The following is an 18,990-nucleotide window of genomic DNA, read 5'->3' on the forward strand; positions in this document are numbered from 1 at the left end:
CTAAAAAACTAAAAACCCACCAACCGTTTTTATAAATTTGCCTTCCTCAATTATCAGCAAGAAAACCTATTAAATAATTATTAAAAATAAATAACCCTAATTTCGAATGAAGATCCTCAAATTTGGCGGTACGTCCATGGGTGATGCCAATACCTGGCAACGAGTACTAAATATTATTGACCGATACCAAGCTCCTTTTATTGTGGTATCAGCTACTGCTCGAACAACTCGCGAACTATTATCAGCCGCAAATAAGGCTATTGAAAGCCTTTCTGAAGCACAAACAAAAGCAAAAAGTATTCAACAACGACACCAAAAAATAATCTCTAAATTTACAGATGATTACCCTAAAAAAGGAGATCAGTGTCAAAACATTTGCGGTCAGTGGATTGATGAACAGATTAGAGAGCTTAAACAAGCCCTTATTAATATCCAGGAAGCCAAAGAGTTAACGCCTAAAACAAAAGACGCTATTCTCTCGATCGGTGAACAGCTATCCTCTTATCTTTTTGTGCAGTGCGGTTCTCTTTTTGGGATACCAATGCAATGGGTAGATGCAGCAGATATCATTCGTACAGACTCTGATTTCGGACAGGCCAACCCAGACACTGATTATCTAAAGCAAAAAGCTCCTGAACTTCAAGAGCTTGTACATTCCAATCGGATTCCTGTAATGGGCGGGTTTTACGGGCACGATGCAAACAACACCACTACAACTCTCGGCTTCGAAGGTTCGGATTATACTGCCAGCTTAATTGGCGCTACTCTTAATGCAGAAGTAATTGAAATATGGACCGACGTCAGCGGTATCTATACCTGTGATCCTCGTGTTATTGACGATGCTAAACCTATTTCTCACCTTAGTTTCCAAGAAGCTACAGAACTTGCGTATTTTGGGGCAAAGGTATTACACCCCTCTACTACCAAACCGGCATCTCAAAAACAAATTCCCATTTCTGTTAAAAATATATTTGCCCCTAATGAACCCGGAACTTGTATCTCCCATGAGATACAGGAAACGGAAGGGGTAAAAGCAATGACCTTTAAAAAAGACTGTGTAGTTATCACAGTAACATCATCAAATACGGTGATGGGGTATGAGTTCTTGGCCAATGTTTTCGATATCCTGCGCTGGCACCATCTCCCTGTTGATGCAGTTACTACTACGGAAGCTTCGGTCTCTATTGCTATCGAAAATGGAAATCGCATTGATGATGCGATAGAACAGTTACAATCCTACGGGTCCGTTGAATTAGATTCCAGCCAAGGCATTATTAGCTTGGTAGGTTGTGCTACAAAAAAAGCACAATTGTTGGTTAATGATATACTGCTATACCTGAAAGATACCCCTGTAAATATGATCTCTTTTAGTCAGCCTAAAGGTAATTTAAATATTGTAGTGCCGAAGGAATATGTCATCCCATCTATAAAAGAGATACACCAGCAGCTGTTTTAACTAGTTTTGGATGAGGAGTCGATTGACGTCGGCTCCTCTTTCTCTTCCGGTACGATGCCTAATCTTTTAGCACGTTCCATCCATTTTTTGCGCGCCATCTTCTGCATATCTTCAATATTATCGACCTCATCTATAATTTCCATACCCAGTAAGGTCTCAACGAGATCTTCCATTGTAACAACTCCGGCGAACCCCCCATACTCATCTACAACAATAGCAATGTGCTCTTGCTTTTTCATCAAGCGCTCAAAGAAATCCTGCAGAGGCATCATCTCGGGTACAATTAAAATATCACGCTTCAACTCTTTTAATTTCTGATCAGTCTCACCGCGAGCCATCATCAGAAGTAGATCATTCTTAAGAACATAACCCGTAATTTCATCCCGCTCTTTTCCATACACCGGCAGACGTGAAAAATGCAACTGTTCTACATTATCGCTCACATCTCCAATTTCAAGATCTTCTTCAAATCCTACAACTACGGTGCGAGGTGTCATTATATCTTTAACCCGTAATGAATTAAAACGAATTAAATTTTTAAAAATACGGGATTCTTCCTCTTCAAAAACGCCTTCTTCAACCCCAAGGTCTGCCAGTGCACCAAATTCTTCTCTACTAAAACTGGGCAGGTTATTATCATCGGAAAGCCAACGGGTAATGGCCTGAGACATAACAACTAACGGATATAGAGAAACCATAAGAATGCGAAGCGTGCGCGCTGCAAAGGGGGCTAAATTTCTCCAGTAGGTTGCCCCAATAGTTTTAGGGATGATTTCGGAAAGTACCAATATCAGAAATGTAAGCACCGCCGAAGATATCGCTACATAGGAATCCCCAAAAACAATTTGTGCCTGAGCCCCAACTCCTGCAGCACCTACGGTATGGGCTATAGTGTTAAGACTAAGTATAGCAGAAAGCGGGCGATCGATATCCTCTTTATAGCGACGCAGCAATTTACCTGTTCGCACACCCTTTCGCTCCATTATAGCAATATAGGAATGACTTACCGAAAGGAGTGTCGCTTCTAATAAAGAACACAGAAATGAAACCCCGATAGCAAGTGACAAATAAAAAATCAGTAAATACATAGGCGAAAAATAGTAGAAATGCAGGTTATTTGAAAAAAGCAATACCAATAACTTTTTCTCAAAAAATCGTTTAGCTCTACCTCTGTGATGGTTATATTAAATGCCAATTTTAAAAAACCCATTTTATTGCTTCAACTAGAAAATATATCGCTTACGTTCGGTGATGATACCCTGCTCGACGGAATCAGCACAATCATTAATCCCGGAGAACGGGTAGGACTGGTAGGCCCCAATGGTGCAGGTAAATCTACTTTACTTAAAATTATAGCCGGTGAAATTAATCAAGATGCCGGAACTATTAATATGTCTAAGGCCGCCACGGTAGGATACCTTCCCCAGGATGGTGTGGACCCGGACCCGGACCTCTCTGTGTACGAAGAGATGGAAAGTGCTTTCAAAGGAATCCAAAAATTAGAAAAAGAGGTACAGCGTGCCCGCGAAAAACTTGCTGTTCTTGAAGAAGGAACACCCCAATATAAAAAAGCAATGGAACGGGTAGGACGTCTGCAAAGTAAAATCGAGCAATCGGGTGCCTACTCCCTGGAATCAAATATTGAGAAGATATTAATGGGACTTGGTTTTACCCCGGAAGACTTCAATCGCTCTACGACAGAGTTTAGCGGTGGCTGGCTGATGCGAATTGCCCTCGGTAAGCTGCTACTTAAACGACCGATGTATCTACTGCTTGATGAACCCACTAACCATTTGGATATCGAATCCCTACGCTGGATTGAACAGTTCCTAAGCAGTTATGATGGTGCCGTTATTATCGTATCGCACGACAAAGCTTTTCTGAATAAAATCACAAGTAGAACACTCGCCCTTGAGAATGGTGATCTTTTCGACTATGCCGGCAATTTCAATTATTATCAAGAGAAACATGCTGATTATAAAGAGCACCTCCGGAAAGCATATGAAAACCAGCAGAAAGAAATTAAAGAGATACAGGAGTTTATAGACAAGTTCCGGTATAATGCCAGTAAAGCGGCCCAGGTTCAGAGTCGTATCAAACAACTGGAAAAAATGGACATCATCGAACTCGATGAACGAGAAGAGGAGATCTTTTTTGAGTTCCCACCGCCAGAACGCAGTGGTGCCGTAGTTATGGAACTTAAGAATGTGCGCAAACAATATGATAATAATGTTGTTTTTGAAAACCTCTCCTATACTATTGACCGAGGAGATAAAATAGCAGTCGTTGGACCCAATGGAGCCGGTAAATCTACGCTTATCCGTATTATCGCCAGTATGGAAGATATCGACGGCGGCCAGCGGGAACCGGGCCATAACGTAACTACCTCCTATTTTGCCCAGCACCAGGCCGATGAGCTGGATCTTGATAAAACAGTGTTTGAAATTATGCGCGATGCCGCCCCCAAGGCTACCGAAACCAGACTCCGTACCCTTTTGGGATGTTTCCTATTCCAGGGCGAAGATGTATTTAAAAAGGTATCCGTACTGTCAGGAGGTGAAAAAAGCAGGCTGGCCCTGGCCCGTATGCTATTAATGCCAGCAAATTTTCTAATCTTTGATGAGCCTACCAATCACCTTGATATGCAATCGAAAAATATTTTACAGCAGGCACTTCAGCAATATGAAGGGGCCTTTATGATTGTATCACACGACCGAGACTTCCTTGATCCTATTGTTGACAAAACACTGGAAGTTCGTCCTGATACTACTAATACTTATGTGGGTAATGTCTCTTATTATCTAGAAAAGGTTGAAGAACGGGAAAACAACGAGGAAACTGACTCTAAATCTTCTAACAATAACAACAATGGACTTTCCCGTAAAGAAGAGCGACGTATTGCTGCTCAAAAACGTCAGAGGAAGAATAAAAAATTAAAACCTCTAAAAAAGAAGTTAGATCCGCTGGAACAAGAAATTGAGCTGAAAGAAGAGCGAAAACAAGAAATTGAGGACCTCATGGCTCAGTCCGACTTTTATGATGACGAAGAACGGGTAAAAGAGATCTCGATGGAGTATGAAAAATTGAAAGGAGAGCTTGTTGAGATCTATGCAGAGTGGGAGGAGTTGGCTATGAAAATGAGTGAAATTGAAGAAGATTTTAGTTAATGGTTATTAGTTAATTGGATCATCCTAATAACCATTAACCAATAACTAGAACCTATGTAGCGAATATCTGCTCTTTATTACGAAAGGCTTTGAATTCGAGAGCATTACCGCTGGGATCTTTGAAAAACATTGTAGCCTGTTCACCGGGCTCCCCTTCAAAACGAACATAGGGCTCAATAACGAACTCGACCTTTTTCTCCTGTAGACGTTCGGCCAGCTGTTCCCACTGCTCCCATTCAAGAATTAATCCAAAATGTTTTGCCGGTACCTCATGCCCATCTACCTCGTTTGTGCTTGATCTTCCGGCTTCTTCAGGGCTTAAGTGCGCCACAACTTGATGTCCCCAAAAATCAAAATCGATCCATTTATCAGAACTTCTCCCAGTTTCACATCCCAAAACATCCCGGTAAAAAGTAAGCGTGTCCTCTAAGTTAGAAACCGGAAAAGCTAAATGAAATAGTGGTTTCGGTTGATCAGCCATCAGTAATAAACTTTTATTTTTTTTATTAAAATGAGAAGGAAAATATAAATCATCTGCCATTGATGCGATTCATCAATTAATATATACCATTTTTTACAGACATTTATTTTTAACTCTGGCTGAATGTCTACAACTTAACCATTGTTAAAAGACAGGATTGAAATTAAAATAAAACCTAAAAGTACTTATGAAATTATTAAAGAGTATTTTCGTAGCGTTTGTATTAACTATCATAGCCATGGGCTGTGCCCAACAAGAAACTAAAGAAATAGAGATAAAAGAGAATACAGAATCTGCTACCAGCTACACAGAAGCGGTAGCTGTTGTTCATGCCACTTCAGACAATGAAGTATCAGGAACTGTGACATTTACACAAGAAGAGAATGGCGTTCGTGTACAGGCAGAGCTAAGTGGACTAAGTGAAGGAATGCACGGTTTTCACATTCATCAATATGGTGATTGCCGGGCTAATGACGGCACTTCTGCCGGAGGCCATTACAATCCCGCAGATAATAAACATGCCGGTCCTGATGCTGAAAGTCGTCACGTCGGAGACATGGGCAATATTGAGGCAGATGCCGACGGTAATGCCACTATAAATTATGTTGATTCTACTATCGAACTCAATGGGGCTGATAGTATTATTGGACGCGGCGTGGTACTGCATGGTGGAGCCGACGACCTTGAATCACAACCTTCGGGCGCTGCTGGTCCCCGTGTAGGGTGCGGAGTTATCGGTATTGCTAATACCAGTATGTAACCAAAAAAGCTAGTCATTTAGTATGGGCTTGTCAGGTGTTATGACCTGACAAGCTTTTTTATTATTACTCTACCTGCCTTTTTAAGGAATATAAGTTGATATTCCTTATTTAGATAGTTATCTAAATATCTAAATGAATACACTATTTAAAGCTTTAAACGATGCTACGCGCCGTAAAATCCTGCAGATGCTGCAGGACAAGGATATGACTGCCGGTGAAATAGCTAATGAGTTTGATATCAGCAAGCCCAGTATTTCACATCACCTTGACATCCTGAAACAAGCAAAACTGATTAGCAGTGAACGAGACGGGCAGTTTATTCGGTATGCTATTAATACCACCGTAGTAGAAGAAGTAGCCAATTGGTTTCTGGAAATTCTAAATAAATCTGATTCATCATGAAATCGCTCATATATGCTATTAAAAAAGAGTGGTACAATATCTTTCTATTGTTCCTGCCCATTGTAGTTATTCCATTTATCTGGGATTTATTGCCGGAACGCATTCCATCTCACTGGAACTTTGAAGGAGAAGTTGATGAGTACAGTAACAAAATATTCGGGGTATTCTTTCTTCCACTACTTAACATTATCATATATCTAATTCTTCTTTATCTCCCCAAAATAGATCCCAAACAGCGTATTTCAATCGACCAAAAACCGATACCGGTATTACGGACTTTAACAGTAGTATTAATATTGGGTATCCACATTTTTATTATGAGTAATGCGATGGGTTATAATATCCTAACTCAAGGTGGTCTGTTTCTTGGGTTATCCCTTTTCTTTGTAGTCATGGGTAATTATCTACGAACGATAAAACCCAATTATTTTATAGGAATTCGAGTACCTTGGGCTCTAGAGGATGATGATAATTGGCGAAAAACTCATAAGGTGGGTTCATACCTTTGGGTTGCAGGTGGGCTTCTGCTTCTTTTACTCTATCCGCTTCTTGATCTCAAAACATACAGCACCCTTTTTGGTGTTGTTGCTATGCTATTAGCACTTATTCCTACGGTGTACTCATTTTACCTCTATCAGAAACAACCCTAAAGCTATGAAAAAAGTAACCTTAATAATTATATCTCTCTTATTTAGCTGGACAGCCGTAGCCCAATATCCAGAAAGTTTCAACCAAAAAGAGTTGATTATCAAAGATAACTCTACAAAAATTGGGGGAACTCTTACATGGCCAAAAAATAGTTCCCCGAATGCAATAGTTATTATGATTTCTGGTAGTGGAGCCCAAGACCGTGATGAAACGATGAACCCCATAAGTAATTTTAAGCCTTTCGCCCTTTTGGCAGATTCTCTCACCTCGGGTGGTCTTGCTACTTTTCGGTATGATGATCGTGGCATTGGGGCTTCTACTGGTAGTTTTTCGGATGCAACGCTAGATACACTTGCCTCTGATGTGGAGACAATAATAAAGTATTTTCACAAAAAGGATACTCCATCTTTTTCTGAAATTATTTTACTGGGACACAGTCAGGGAGGCCTTGTCGGAGAAAAGGTAGCCGTTAAAAACCGATCCGTAAATAAACTCATCTTAATGGCCTCTGCCGGTATTCCTCTTCAAAAAATTTTGCGCCATCAAGTACAACGTGCCTTTTCCCGTGCCTTTATTGATTCGGTTCTTGCCGCAAAAGAGATTAATGCTCGCGAACAACTAATGGATGCAACCAAAAACGATACAAACATTGACGAGGCCCAGAAAAGATACCGTACCCAATTTGCTGCAATACAACGCAGTGTTGGAATAGATTCTAGCCGGGCATCTCAAATAGCTCAAAAGCAAGCCCGACAGCTCACAAAAGTTTACCGGTCTCCTCAATTACAATCCCTGCTCTATTATGATCCAGTCATTGACCTTAAAAAACTCGATATTCCTGTGCTCATACTCTTCGGTGGTAAAGATACTCAAGTAACGGTAGAAATGAATAAGCCCCCCATGAAAGAGGCTATGGAATCAACAGGAGTACCTTACCAAATTGAAGTGTTTCCAAATGCAAATCACCCATTCCAAAAAGCCAAAACGGGTGATCTACAAGAATACGGTCAACTTAAACATCACTTCGTAGATGGCTTCACTTCTACAATAATAGAGTGGATTAAATAACCGTCAAATAAAAAGGCTTCCCAGGCTGCTAGCACCCAGAAAGCCTCATTTAAAACTGAATATCAGCCTAATTACTCCGGCTGCCAGCTACTCATTTTGTCATCAATCACCTCTTTAAGGCGGCTTACTGGCACCCTATCCTGTGTCATATCATCACGATATCGGATAGTTACCGTATCTTCTCCTTCTGACTCTACCCCATCAAAATCGACGGTCACACAGAAAGGTGTTCCTGCTTCATCTTGCCGACGATAGCGCTTACCTATTGATCCGGATTCATCATACAAAACATTATAATTTTCACGCAGATCGTCTGTTATCTTGTGCGCCAGATCCTGCAATTTATCCTTTTTAATTAGTGGAAATATACCCACCTTAGTTGGAGCCAGCTGTGGATTCAACTTTAATACAGTTCGTGTGTCACCATCCACTTCTTCTTCGCGGTAGGCATCACAGAGTACCATCATTACCGTACGATCAAGTCCGATAGAAGTCTCGATAACATACGGGATATAACGCTTTTGTTGCTGCTGATCGTAATACTCAAGCTTCTTGCCCGAAAACTCTTTATGTTGACTCAAATCAAAGTCAGTACGATTATGAACTCCTTCTACCTCTTGCCAACCAATAGGGTATTCATACTGAATATCGGCAGCAGCTTCGGCATAGTGTGCCAGTTTATCTTCGGGATGCGGATGGGTACGCAGCTTGTGCTCACGAATACCCAGTGCTTTATGCCAGTCCAGACGTTTATTTAACCAGTTTTCATAACTTTCACCGTCCGTACCCGGTTCTACAAAATACTGCATTTCCATCTGTTCAAATTCCCGCATGCGAAATACAAACTGCCGTGCTACCACCTCATTTCGGAAAGCTTTACCAACCTGAGCAATACCAAAGGGTACCTTCTGGCGTGCAGTATCCATCACATTCTTAAAGTTTACAAAAATTCCCTGTGCGGTCTCGGGACGCAGGTACACCGCATCATCTCCTTCATCACCGGAAGAGGTAGCCCCAAACTGGGTCTTAAACATCAGATTAAATTGGCGTACTTCCGTCCAGTCAAAGGCACCCGATTCAGGCGCACGAATTTCATTATCCATGATAATTTCATAGAGGTCCTCACAGACGCCATTCCGCGAACCTGCCGTATCTAATAGTTCTTGCAGTTCATCAGCTTTATCGACCTTACCCTTACTGCGAAGCTTTGCAATCTCATTCTCAATAAGCATATCGGCCCGGTACCGTTTATTCGATTGCTTATCATCAATCATCGGATCATTAAAACCATCAAGGTGACCGCTGGCTTCCCAGACTTTGGGATGCATAAAGATGGAAGAGTCCAACCCAACGATATTATCGTGGCGTTGAGTCATCTCTTTCCACCAGAAATCACGAATATTTCGTTTGAGCTCTACGCCCAAAGGACCATAATCGTAGACGGCTCCGAGCCCCCCATAAATCTCTGATGATTGATAAATCATACCGCGGGCTTTCGCCAACGAAACGAGTGTATCTAAACTATCGAGTTCAGTAACTGACATGTACCTGCTGTTATTTTTAGTGAATAATGAATTTTAAAGATGACCAAAGATAGCAAAAAATACCGCTTTAATTAATTATCCTTTTATACGTATTTTAAGTGCGTTTTGTATGAGTCCAAACATTTAACAATGGCATTCATACATATCAAAATAATTAAAAGTTAATCTCTTAAAATACTTAATGCTTATGTATTCTTTCCAGGTTGGCGTTCTCGGTGCCACCGGTGCTGTAGGACAAAAATTCATCCGTCTCTTAGAAGATCATCCATGGTTCACCATCAAAACCCTTGGTGCATCTAAACGCTCTGCCGGAAAGAAATATAAACACGCTGCTCACTGGATTGAGAAAACCGAGATGCCAGCTAAAGCAGCAAATATGACCGTTCAGGAGTGCAGAACCGAGCAGTTTTCTGAAGTTGACTTCGTATTTTCTGGCCTTGATTCTTCCGTAGCCGAAGAAATAGAACGTAACTTTGCCGAAACAGGTATCCCGGTAATCTCCAATGCCAAGAACTATCGCATGCATGAACAGGTGCCTCTGCTGGTACCAGAAGTCAACCCTGACCATGCTGCCCTCATTAAGAAACAGTCCTTCACGGATAATGGAAGCGGATGGATAGTTACCAATCCCAATTGCGTATCCGTCCCCCTTTCGATGTCACTTAAGCCACTGCACGATGCATTTGGTATAGATTCACTTGTGGTAACTTCTATTCAATCCGTTTCCGGAGCCGGTTATCCCGGAGTGCCCAGTATGGATATTGTTGCTAATGTGGTGCCCTATATTGGCGGTGAGGAACCCAAAGTTGAAACAGAATCAACAAAACTGCTGGGTACTTTGGCTGAAGATAGTGTTACCTTTGAGCATTTCACTATACAGGCAACAGCTGTTCGCGTACCTACCATTGAAGGACACTTGCTTTCGGTAGCTGCAAAACTGAAAGGCAGTCCTTCTCTGGAAGAAGTAAAATTGGCCTTCACCGATTGGGATAACCCCATTGCAGAACTGGATCTTCCCTCTTCGCCTTCCACTCCTATTCGGTTGTATGAAGAGAATCGTTATCCACAACCCCGTATTCATGCCGAACGTGAAGGAGGTATGCAAACGGCCGTAGGTCGACTGCGTGAGGGTACCGTAATGGATATCGGTTATGTAACGATGGCTCATAACACCATTCGCGGTGCAGCAGGCGGTGCTATTTTGAATGCTGAACTCTTGGCGGCCAAAGGCTATATCAGCTAATAAAAATTGTTCATTATATCTTATATATCCTCTCTTGGAGCAATGTACTCTGAGAGAGGTTTTTTATTAATAGTGAGCTTTAAACTTTCAAGGTGATTTATTACTGAAGGCTATACTCTTTTGAAGCTACTGCTCAACAGCTTTTGCGAAGCTTCCCCATCAATAATCAGCGTTATCTTCATTCAATCTATCTAACTTTTGTTCAGATAGCTTTACCCGTGCTGTTGAAATAATATTTTCTGCCTCATCCCGATGCTTGCGCTTTATTTTAAGAGTAACGGAAGCATGCTCTGCTTGTGGAATCTCTTTTACATCCTTCATACTGTTCGCCTCAATAATAATCTTGGCACTAAACCATCCTCTTTTAAAAGATATCTCTTGTATTTTTTCATAGGATAAAAGAACCGTCTGTACACCAGTAGTAGTAATTCCGAAAAAAGCATCCTGAATCTCATACTCTAATTCAATACCCTCTTTCTTTACTTTTAATAATCCTTTAGCCAAATGTAATCCATGCGTAACATTAGGTATTTCAAAAGGTATCGAACGGCTGCTTGAATAAGGCATTGTTGGATTTATTAAAAGATTTATAACAATCGAGAATGGAGTATATAAAAAAAATTAAAAAATTATGTAAGGATTCCCCTTTTCAATGGTCTTACTTATGTAACGCTGATAAAGCGTAAAGCCGTTGAAATAGAGAGCAATATCAAATGTCCTTCCGGGGTGAAACTGTTGAAAGCAGTTTCACCTCTTTTTTTTAAGATTTTATAACTTCCTCTCCTTTTCTTGCCATTTACTCCCTTCACTATTATTCTTGCTTTCAAGTTAAATTCTTTTCTTCCCATGAGACACCTATTATTACCGCTTATCCTGGCGCCAGTCCTTTTAGTACCAACCCTCGCATTCTCACAAACCGTCACTATTGACGATGATTTTAGTGATGGCGATCACACTACCAATCCCGGCTGGACAGATAGTGAATCGAAATATATCGTCAACGGATCAAACCAGCTTCAACTTGATGCTCCATCCGAAACAAGTGAAGCCGTCATCTCTACTTCTTCATCCGCCGCTTATGGAGCATGGGAAACGCTCATTGAGTTAGACTTTAACCCCTCAGGTAGCAATTTATCAAGATTTTATATCATCTCTGATACCCAAAGCATGATGGGAGATGTCAATGGATACTTTGTTGAAATTGGGGATACCGATGATGAAATAAGCCTATATCGCCAAGATGGAAGTACAACTACAAAAATTATTGACGGCACTAATGATATTATCGATACAAATCCCGTTACTGTTCGGGTAAAGGTGACCCGAAACTTAAATGGAAATTGGGAATTATTGGTAGATACCAACGGTGGGATGTCCTATACTTCCCAAGGTACTGTAACCGATAATACCCACAACAGTAGCAGCTATATTGGGTTATTTGGGGATTATACCAGTACCAGATCTGACAAGTTTTTTTATGATGACGTGAAGGTTACCAAAATAAATCCCCCACTCGATATTACCGGGGCTACAATAATCGACAACCAAACCATTGACTTACAATTTAATCTTGATATTGATGGTGCCACCGTCTCCCCTTCTGACTTCTCTCTTAACAACGGTATCAACAATCCGGATGGCACAACCCTCCCCTCTACAGATCTAGTGCGACTCACATTTAATACCGTCTTAGTCAGCAGTCGCTACACCCTTACGGTCAATGACATTGATGATACCGACGGTAATACGATTGCTCCCAACACCACCGAGAAATTTATTTTATATGGAAATTATGAAGATGGAGATGTTAAAATAAATGAGTTCACCTTTGACCCTCCCGGATCGCCTTCAACAATACAAGAAGAATATGTGGAACTCATAAATACCAGCAGTAAAATATTAAACCTTGCTAACTGGGAACTTGGAGATGATGGCGGCACCGATCCGTTTACTACAAGCCCGGTTGTATTAGAACCGGACAGCTTCTTGGTTATTTCCGGAGATACCTCTGCACTACCTTCGGGGCGTGCTTATTATGAACTAAGTGGAATGGCCGCTCTAAATAATAATACCGATGCTATTCAACTCGTCACCGATACAGGCACACAAGCAGATTCCTTAACGTACACTTCTGACTGGGGTGGAACAGATATAGCACTAGAACGGTTATCTACCTCAACAGCAAGTACCTATCAAGAAAACTGGAGCAACTCTCCCAGTTCTGAAGACGGTACACCGGGCCTCCCCAATGAGGTTCAAAATGATAATACTGCTCCCGATCTTACCAGCCTGAATATTGCTACTAACCAAAAGCTAGAGGTTAGCTTTGATGAGCGACTGAATTCTTCAACAGCAACAGATCCATCGAATTATAATATTACCGGCATTAATATCAGCTCAGCTACTCAAACAAGTGCTAACCAAGTGGAAATAGCTCTCGCCTCGGCACTGCAAAACAATACCGAATATGTCTTTTCAATTTCCGGGGTTGAGGATATATTCAATAATACTGTTATAAATGCCGACACTACCTTCATACACTATGAGATCTCACCCTCTGACTCTGGCGATGTTGTTATCAATGAATTTATGTCGGCTCCGCCTTCAAACAGCTCTGAGTACATTGAAGTATATAATCATTCCTCAAAATCATTGAACTTGGCTGATTGGACACTCAGTGACGCCAATAATAATCAAGCATCAATAACCGACAGCCAATTTATTGTTCCACCCGATAGCTTTGTTGTAATTGCCCCCGATAATACACTCGAAGCCGGCTATCCGAATATAGCATTCGTTGTAATGAGCAGTTTCCCTTCATTAAATAATGGGGGAGATACGATATTGATTCGTAACAGTAGTGGCACCTTGCTGGATTCTTTAACCTATAATTCTGATTGGGGCAACGATGAGGTAGCCTTAGAACGCCGGTCAATAGCGGTGGCCGGAGCCTATAAAAATAACTGGGGTAATGCTCCTAACGGTTTTGGAACCCCCGGCACAGCCAATGAAATTGATCCTGACACTACACCTCCAATCCTTGAATCACTGACTGTAAATTCCAGATCCCAACTTGCACTTATGTTTTCTGAACAGCTGGACAAGACCACCGCAGAAAATGTTTCAAACTACTCTTTGAATGGTGGAGCCACTATTTCAAACGTGAACTATGCCCCATCTGACAGTGTATTCTTACAGCTCGGGAGCCAACTGCAAAATGCAGTGGAATATACGCTGACTATTAAGAACGTTGATGACTTATTTTCAAATCCTATTACCTCTACCGATACCTCCTTAACGTACTACCAGATATCAGCTGCAGATTCCAGCGAGGTTTTTGTCAATGAGTTTAATTATGAACCAACTACCGGTGCTACGGAGTTTATTGAACTTTATAACCCCACCTCAAAATCTTTTGATCTCCAAAACTGGAAACTGAGTGATAGTCGCGGAAACAAAAGTTCTATCAGCAACTCACTATTTGTTATACCGCCCGACAGCTTTGCTGTTATAGCTCCCGATAATACTATACTGAAAGACTTCCCAGGTATCAATTTAGTTGTGATGGGTAATTTCCCTTCCCTGAATAACAGCGGCGATGCTATTGTTATTCATAAAAATGATGGCACGCTTTTAGATTCTCTAGAATATCAGTCAGAGTGGGGTAGCAGTGAAGTTTCTCTGGAAAGACGATCAACATCTGTTTCAGCTATCTATGCAGAAAACTGGGGCGATGCACCCAATGGCAAGGGGAGTCCGGGTTCAGCTAATGAAATTGCTCCTGACACTTCCCCTCCTACCCTTACATCACTGACCATCAAATCTGGTTCACAAATTGCACTTACCTTTTCAGAACAGCTGAATATGACCACAGTAGAAAATATGTCGAATTACTCATTAAATGGGGGTCCCACTATTTCAAGTGTAAACTATGCCCCATCTGACAGTGTATTCTTACAGCTTAGAAGCCAACTGCAAAATGCAGCGGAATATACACTCTCCATAGAGAACATCAACGACTTTTTTGCAAACACCATTGTTACAACCGATACCACATTTACTTATTATGAGATATCAGCTGCAGATTCCGAAAATATTTATATCAATGAATTCAACTACGAACCTGCTTCCGGAACAACAGAGTTCATTGAACTTTATAATCCTACTTTAAAATCATTCGACCTTCAAAACTGGACACTGAGTGATAGTCGCGAAAACAAAAGTCCTATCAGCAACTCACCATTTGTTATACCGCCCGACAGCTTTGCTGTTATAGCTCCAGATAATACTTTGCTGAAAGACTTCCCGGATATCAATTTAGTTGTAATGGGTGATTTCCCGTCTCTTAATAACAGCGGAGATGATATAGTTATTCATAAAACCGATGGTACGCTCTTAGATTCTCTGCGATATCAATCAGAATGGGGAGGCGATGAAATACCTATGGAACGTCGAACCACTGCTGTATCAGGGTTTCATAAAGAAAATTGGGGAGATGCCTCCAATGAAAAAGGAACACCCGGTACCCCAAATACCATTGCTCCTGATACAGATGCTCCACAACTGCAAGACTTCGTAATTCAAGACAGTAGAACACTGGTATTACAGTTTACAGAGCAACTCAAACAACCTACTGTTACCAATACGGGCAATTTCAACCTTACAAACACCCCTTCCGTCAGTGCTGTTCAGTTTACTGCGCCCGATAGCGTATTCTTAACTCTTGACAGTAGTTTGCAAAATGCAACAACCTATACCCTGTCTGCGTCTGGCATTACCGATATTTTTGACAATGCCATTAATTCTATTGACACCACCTTTACCTTTTATGAGGTATCTGCCGTTGACTCTGGTGATGTACATATCACCGAGTTCAGTGCCTTACCAAATTCAGGCAATACCGAATTTATTGAACTTTATAATTCCACATCAAAGTCATTTAATCTCCAAAATTGGACCATAAGTGATAGCCGCAAGGCACCCGCTACAATCACTACATCCCAGTTTGTTCTTCCCCCCGATAGCTTTGTAGTTATTGCCCCTGATAACACGCTATTGGCCAACAATCCAAATATTTCTCTCATCCCTTTGGGTTCAGGCTTCCCCTCCCTAAACAACAGTGATGATCAAATCATCCTACGGGGTGACAACCAGCTACTATTGGATTCACTGCAATATAATAACTCTTGGAACCTCTCTGAGGGTTCAATGGAACGGAGGAAGTCTATGATTCCAGCTTATTATAAAGAAAATTGGGAATACTCAGAGGCTACTGCCAGCAGTACGACCGGCCAAGCCAATACCATTACTCAAGACAACACTGCTCCTAAATTTAAGGGGCTTGAAATTTTATCAAATAAAACTCTTAAAATAAGCTTTAGTGAAAGGTTGACGCCGGCTACTGCCACTGATACAGATTCCTACACCCTATCTGGAGTAGTAATAAACTCAGCAACTGCTATTGGTGCTGATGCGGTGGAACTTAGCTTGCAATCTGCTTTACAAAATGCACAAGAATATACCCTCTCCATCACTGGTCTGGAAGACATCTTTGGCAACGCTTTAGCAAATGAAGACAGCACTTTTACTTATTATGAACTTTCGCCTGTGACCGCCAGTGATATCTTTATCAATGAGTTTAGCTACAACTCGGCCTCGGGAGAAACTGAGTATATCGAAATTACAAATACCTCTTCTCATTCTTTTGATCTTCAAGGCTGGACCTTGAATGATAACTCCGGCTCTCCGGAAACTGTTACTGATGCCCCTTTTGTTATTCCACCCGATAGCTTTGCGGTTATAGCTCCAGATAATACCCTACGCAACAACTATCCCGATATTGCACTGCTTGCCATGGGAAATTCTTTTCCATCTTTGAACAATAGTGGTGATGATATAATATTACGGGATGATAACGGTAACACCTTAGACTCCCTGCGCTACACTTCGGCATGGGGCGGTGATAAGGTTGCCCTGGAACGTCGAACGACCTCAGTAATAGGAATTTATCATGAAAATTGGGGAGATGCGCCTACTCCTCCCGGTAGCCCTGGACGCACAAATACTATCGCCAAAGATAAATCCGCCCCGGTGCTTCAAAAACTTTCAATAGAAGATGCTTCTACGATCCAGCTTATCTTTTCGGAGCATCTCAACTCATCATCTGCTGCTACCAAGAGTAACTACCAAATTAGCCCGGCCAAAGATATTCAACTGGTAGCAACAAGAGATGATACGGTGACCCTTTACCTGAACAGTAAGATGATATCAGGAACAACCTATACAGTCACTGTTTCAGCTGTTAAAGATCTATTTGATAACACTCTTTCTCCATTGACGAAACAATTTGAATACCTGCAAACTGATGATGCGCAAACAGGAGATATCGTTGTAAATGAAATTTTATATGATCCGGGCAATACCGGCAAAGCCGACTTTATTGAACTTTATAATACGACCGATAGTAATTTTGACTTAGAAGGCTGGTTTCTGGGCGATGCAAGTAGAGAAACTTCTATCTCTTCTCGCCTAACCATTAAAAGTGATGAGTACATGGTTCTAACCGGAAACCAAAACTTTGCCGTGACATCCGAAAAAATAAACTATATCAGTGGCTTTCCGTCCTTAAACAATACGACACCTGACATAATATATCTCAGAACGAATGATGGTATAACTATCGATTCCCTTCGGTATTCACAACATTGGGCCAATCCAATAGACGGGACATCTCTTGAAAGAAAGGATCCACTGGCAGCCTCCAATGATGCCTCCAACTGGGAGGCAAGTTCAACCGAAAGTGGCAGCTCAGCCGGAGAACGAAATATAAGCTTCCAGTCTGATGATATGCCTCCCGAAATCATCTTTTCAAAGACACTATCAAAAAATCACTTTGAAGTACGGTTTAACGAGTTTATTCAACTAACAGATGATCTCACTTTTAGAGTGGATAGTACCCCCTTAGAAATCCATTACTTTGATTCCACTCAAGCAAATGTGATTGTGCTAACCTCAGCAGAATCAAAAAAGAAAACTACCGAAAGTACTTCTATTACCATACAAAACCTCACGGATATTAAAGGGAATATGACTCCGAACTCAGAACTGGCCGTGGCCCACCCCTTGAGTCCTGGAAATACCGACTTGGTGATCAATGAAATTATGTTTGATCCCCTTGCCAAAGATGACGATAACCAACCGGATCAAAGCGAATATATTGAACTTCGTAATACCCAAGATTATGCTATTTCACTAGAAGGGCTGGTGCTACACGATGCCCCAGATGAAAACGGAAAAGTTCGTGAAATACAGCCTGTAACAAGCACAGCAAAATGGGTGCCTTCACAAGGAAAAGTCCTTATCCACGCTGATAACACACCTCAATTTGAAAAAAGTAGAGTAGCTTCATTTTTTGACCTGGAGAACTCTCACTCCCAATCAATAATGCGAATGGACCGATCAAGTCTCAGCTTAGCCTCATCAAATGATGCTATTTATATTGCTGACAGTACAGGAAGCACCATTGACTCAGTTCATTACGATGAAAGTTGGCAGAACCCCAATCTTATTGACACAAAAGGCATTGCCCTGGAACGTATTTCACCACAGGGACCGAGTAATAACGATTCAAACTGGGGCTCTAGTGTTAATAAAAAAGGAGGTACACCCAATACTGAAAATTCTATTTATCAGGAAAAAGGGCAAGCTCTAACTGAGACGGGAATCAGTTTTACCCCCAACCCATTTACTCCCGATAACAACGGAAACAAAGACAACCTCTTTATCAATTATAAGCTTGACCAGCCAGATTACCTGATAAAAGCCCACATCTATGATCGCTACGGTAGGCTCGTAAGAGAACTGGCTGATGGCAAACAAGCTGGTCTCCAGGGACAACTTATTTGGGATGGAAGAAAAGATAACGGGAGTCGCAACCGTATAGGGATTTATATCGTTGTTTTTGAGGCCTTTGACAGCACATCCGGAAGTGACAAAGCCTACAAAAAAACAGTAGTTTTAGCCCGTCCACTTAAATAAACAGTATATTTACTGATTCTTTTTTCAGAAATCTCAGCTTTTAAAAAGCTCAGTTATTACATTGATGTAGATAAAAAACACTTGGGCAGTGATCGATATAGAAAGATCAATTCCTCTTATAAACAAGATGATCTTTCTTGTTCATAAGCTTAGTGTTCAATACCTTTTCCCATTCCTTGTAAC

General features: G+C 41.3%; 13 protein-coding genes. 8 read left to right on the top strand and 5 right to left on the bottom strand.

The features are described from left to right. Nucleotides 1-106 precede the first annotated feature (106 nt). Entirely contained in the window at nt 107-1,456 is a 1,350-nt protein-coding gene (locus tag FCN14_RS15105) for an aspartate kinase (RefSeq protein ID WP_138432141.1), read from the top strand. On the opposite strand, the gene FCN14_RS15110 is transcribed toward FCN14_RS15105, so the two are convergent. Next, a complete protein-coding gene (locus tag FCN14_RS15110) occupies nt 1,453-2,544 on the bottom strand; it encodes a CNNM domain-containing protein (RefSeq protein ID WP_138432142.1) in 1,092 nt (363 codons plus the stop codon). The two genes, FCN14_RS15105 and FCN14_RS15110, sit on opposite strands and share 4 nt — an antisense overlap. Before the next feature lie 126 nt (nt 2,545-2,670). Here FCN14_RS15110 and abc-f point away from each other — a divergent pair, with 126 nt between their 5' ends. After that, nucleotides 2,671-4,623 carry a ribosomal protection-like ABC-F family protein gene (abc-f, locus tag FCN14_RS15115; RefSeq protein ID WP_138432143.1) on the top strand — a complete coding sequence of 651 codons (1,953 nt, stop codon included), beginning with the start codon at nt 2,671-2,673 and terminating at the stop codon, nt 4,621-4,623. Between the two features lie 52 nt (nt 4,624-4,675). Here abc-f and FCN14_RS15120 read toward each other — a convergent pair whose 3' ends face one another. Continuing rightward, complete coding sequence (locus FCN14_RS15120; protein ID WP_138432144.1) at nt 4,676-5,104, bottom strand: VOC family protein; 429 nt, start codon at nt 5,102-5,104, stop codon at nt 4,676-4,678. 187 nt (nt 5,105-5,291) lie between these two features. Between FCN14_RS15120 and FCN14_RS15125 the strand changes: the two genes are divergently transcribed. The 4 genes from FCN14_RS15125 (at nt 5,292) to FCN14_RS15140 (ending at nt 7,983) form a co-directional block, all read left to right on the top strand. Next, nucleotides 5,292-5,864 carry a superoxide dismutase family protein gene (locus FCN14_RS15125; RefSeq protein ID WP_246043189.1) on the top strand — a complete coding sequence of 191 codons (573 nt, stop codon included), beginning with the start codon at nt 5,292-5,294 and terminating at the stop codon, nt 5,862-5,864. A 133-nt stretch (nt 5,865-5,997) separates the two neighbouring features. Beyond that, nucleotides 5,998-6,267 (top strand): autorepressor SdpR family transcription factor, encoded by a 270-nt coding sequence (locus FCN14_RS15130; RefSeq protein ID WP_138432145.1) that lies wholly within the window; start codon nt 5,998-6,000, stop codon nt 6,265-6,267. After that, a complete protein-coding gene (locus FCN14_RS15135) occupies nt 6,264-6,917 on the top strand; it encodes an SdpI family protein (RefSeq protein ID WP_138432146.1) in 654 nt (217 codons plus the stop codon). Before FCN14_RS15130 ends, FCN14_RS15135 begins: the two co-directional genes overlap by 4 nt. Before the next feature lie 4 nt (nt 6,918-6,921). Then, nucleotides 6,922-7,983: an alpha/beta hydrolase gene (locus tag FCN14_RS15140; protein ID WP_138432147.1), complete on the top strand. Its 1,062-nt coding sequence runs from the start codon at nt 6,922-6,924 to the stop codon at nt 7,981-7,983. A 71-nt stretch (nt 7,984-8,054) separates the two neighbouring features. Here FCN14_RS15140 and FCN14_RS15145 read toward each other — a convergent pair whose 3' ends face one another. Continuing rightward, entirely contained in the window at nt 8,055-9,527 is a 1,473-nt protein-coding gene (locus FCN14_RS15145) for a glycine--tRNA ligase (protein WP_138432148.1), read from the bottom strand. Nucleotides 9,528-9,714: 187 nt separating this feature from the next. Here FCN14_RS15145 and asd point away from each other — a divergent pair, with 187 nt between their 5' ends. Continuing rightward, nucleotides 9,715-10,770, top strand: coding sequence for an aspartate-semialdehyde dehydrogenase (gene asd, locus FCN14_RS15150; protein ID WP_212747666.1), 1,056 nt, complete (start codon nt 9,715-9,717; stop codon nt 10,768-10,770). A 159-nt stretch (nt 10,771-10,929) separates the two neighbouring features. On the opposite strand, the gene FCN14_RS15155 is transcribed toward asd, so the two are convergent. Both FCN14_RS15155 and FCN14_RS15160 read right to left on the bottom strand, forming a co-directional pair. Then, on the bottom strand, nt 10,930-11,337 hold the full coding sequence (locus tag FCN14_RS15155; RefSeq protein ID WP_138432150.1) for a hypothetical protein: 408 nt from the start codon (nt 11,335-11,337) through the stop codon (nt 10,930-10,932). A gap of 95 nt (nt 11,338-11,432) precedes the next feature. Then, nucleotides 11,433-11,618: a hypothetical protein gene (locus tag FCN14_RS15160; RefSeq protein WP_138432151.1), complete on the bottom strand. Its 186-nt coding sequence runs from the start codon at nt 11,616-11,618 to the stop codon at nt 11,433-11,435. On the opposite strand from FCN14_RS15160, the gene FCN14_RS15165 reads away from it, so the two are divergent. Beyond that, the gene (locus tag FCN14_RS15165) at nt 11,617-18,807 is read left to right on the top strand and encodes a lamin tail domain-containing protein (RefSeq protein ID WP_138432152.1); all 7,191 of its coding nucleotides are present in this window, start codon (nt 11,617-11,619) and stop codon (nt 18,805-18,807) included. The genes FCN14_RS15160 and FCN14_RS15165 overlap by 2 nt on opposite strands. Nucleotides 18,808-18,990 lie beyond the last annotated feature (183 nt).

The organism is Fodinibius saliphilus (assembly GCF_005869845.1).
Taxonomy (GTDB): Bacteria; Bacteroidota; Rhodothermia; order Balneolales; family Balneolaceae; genus Fodinibius; species Fodinibius saliphilus.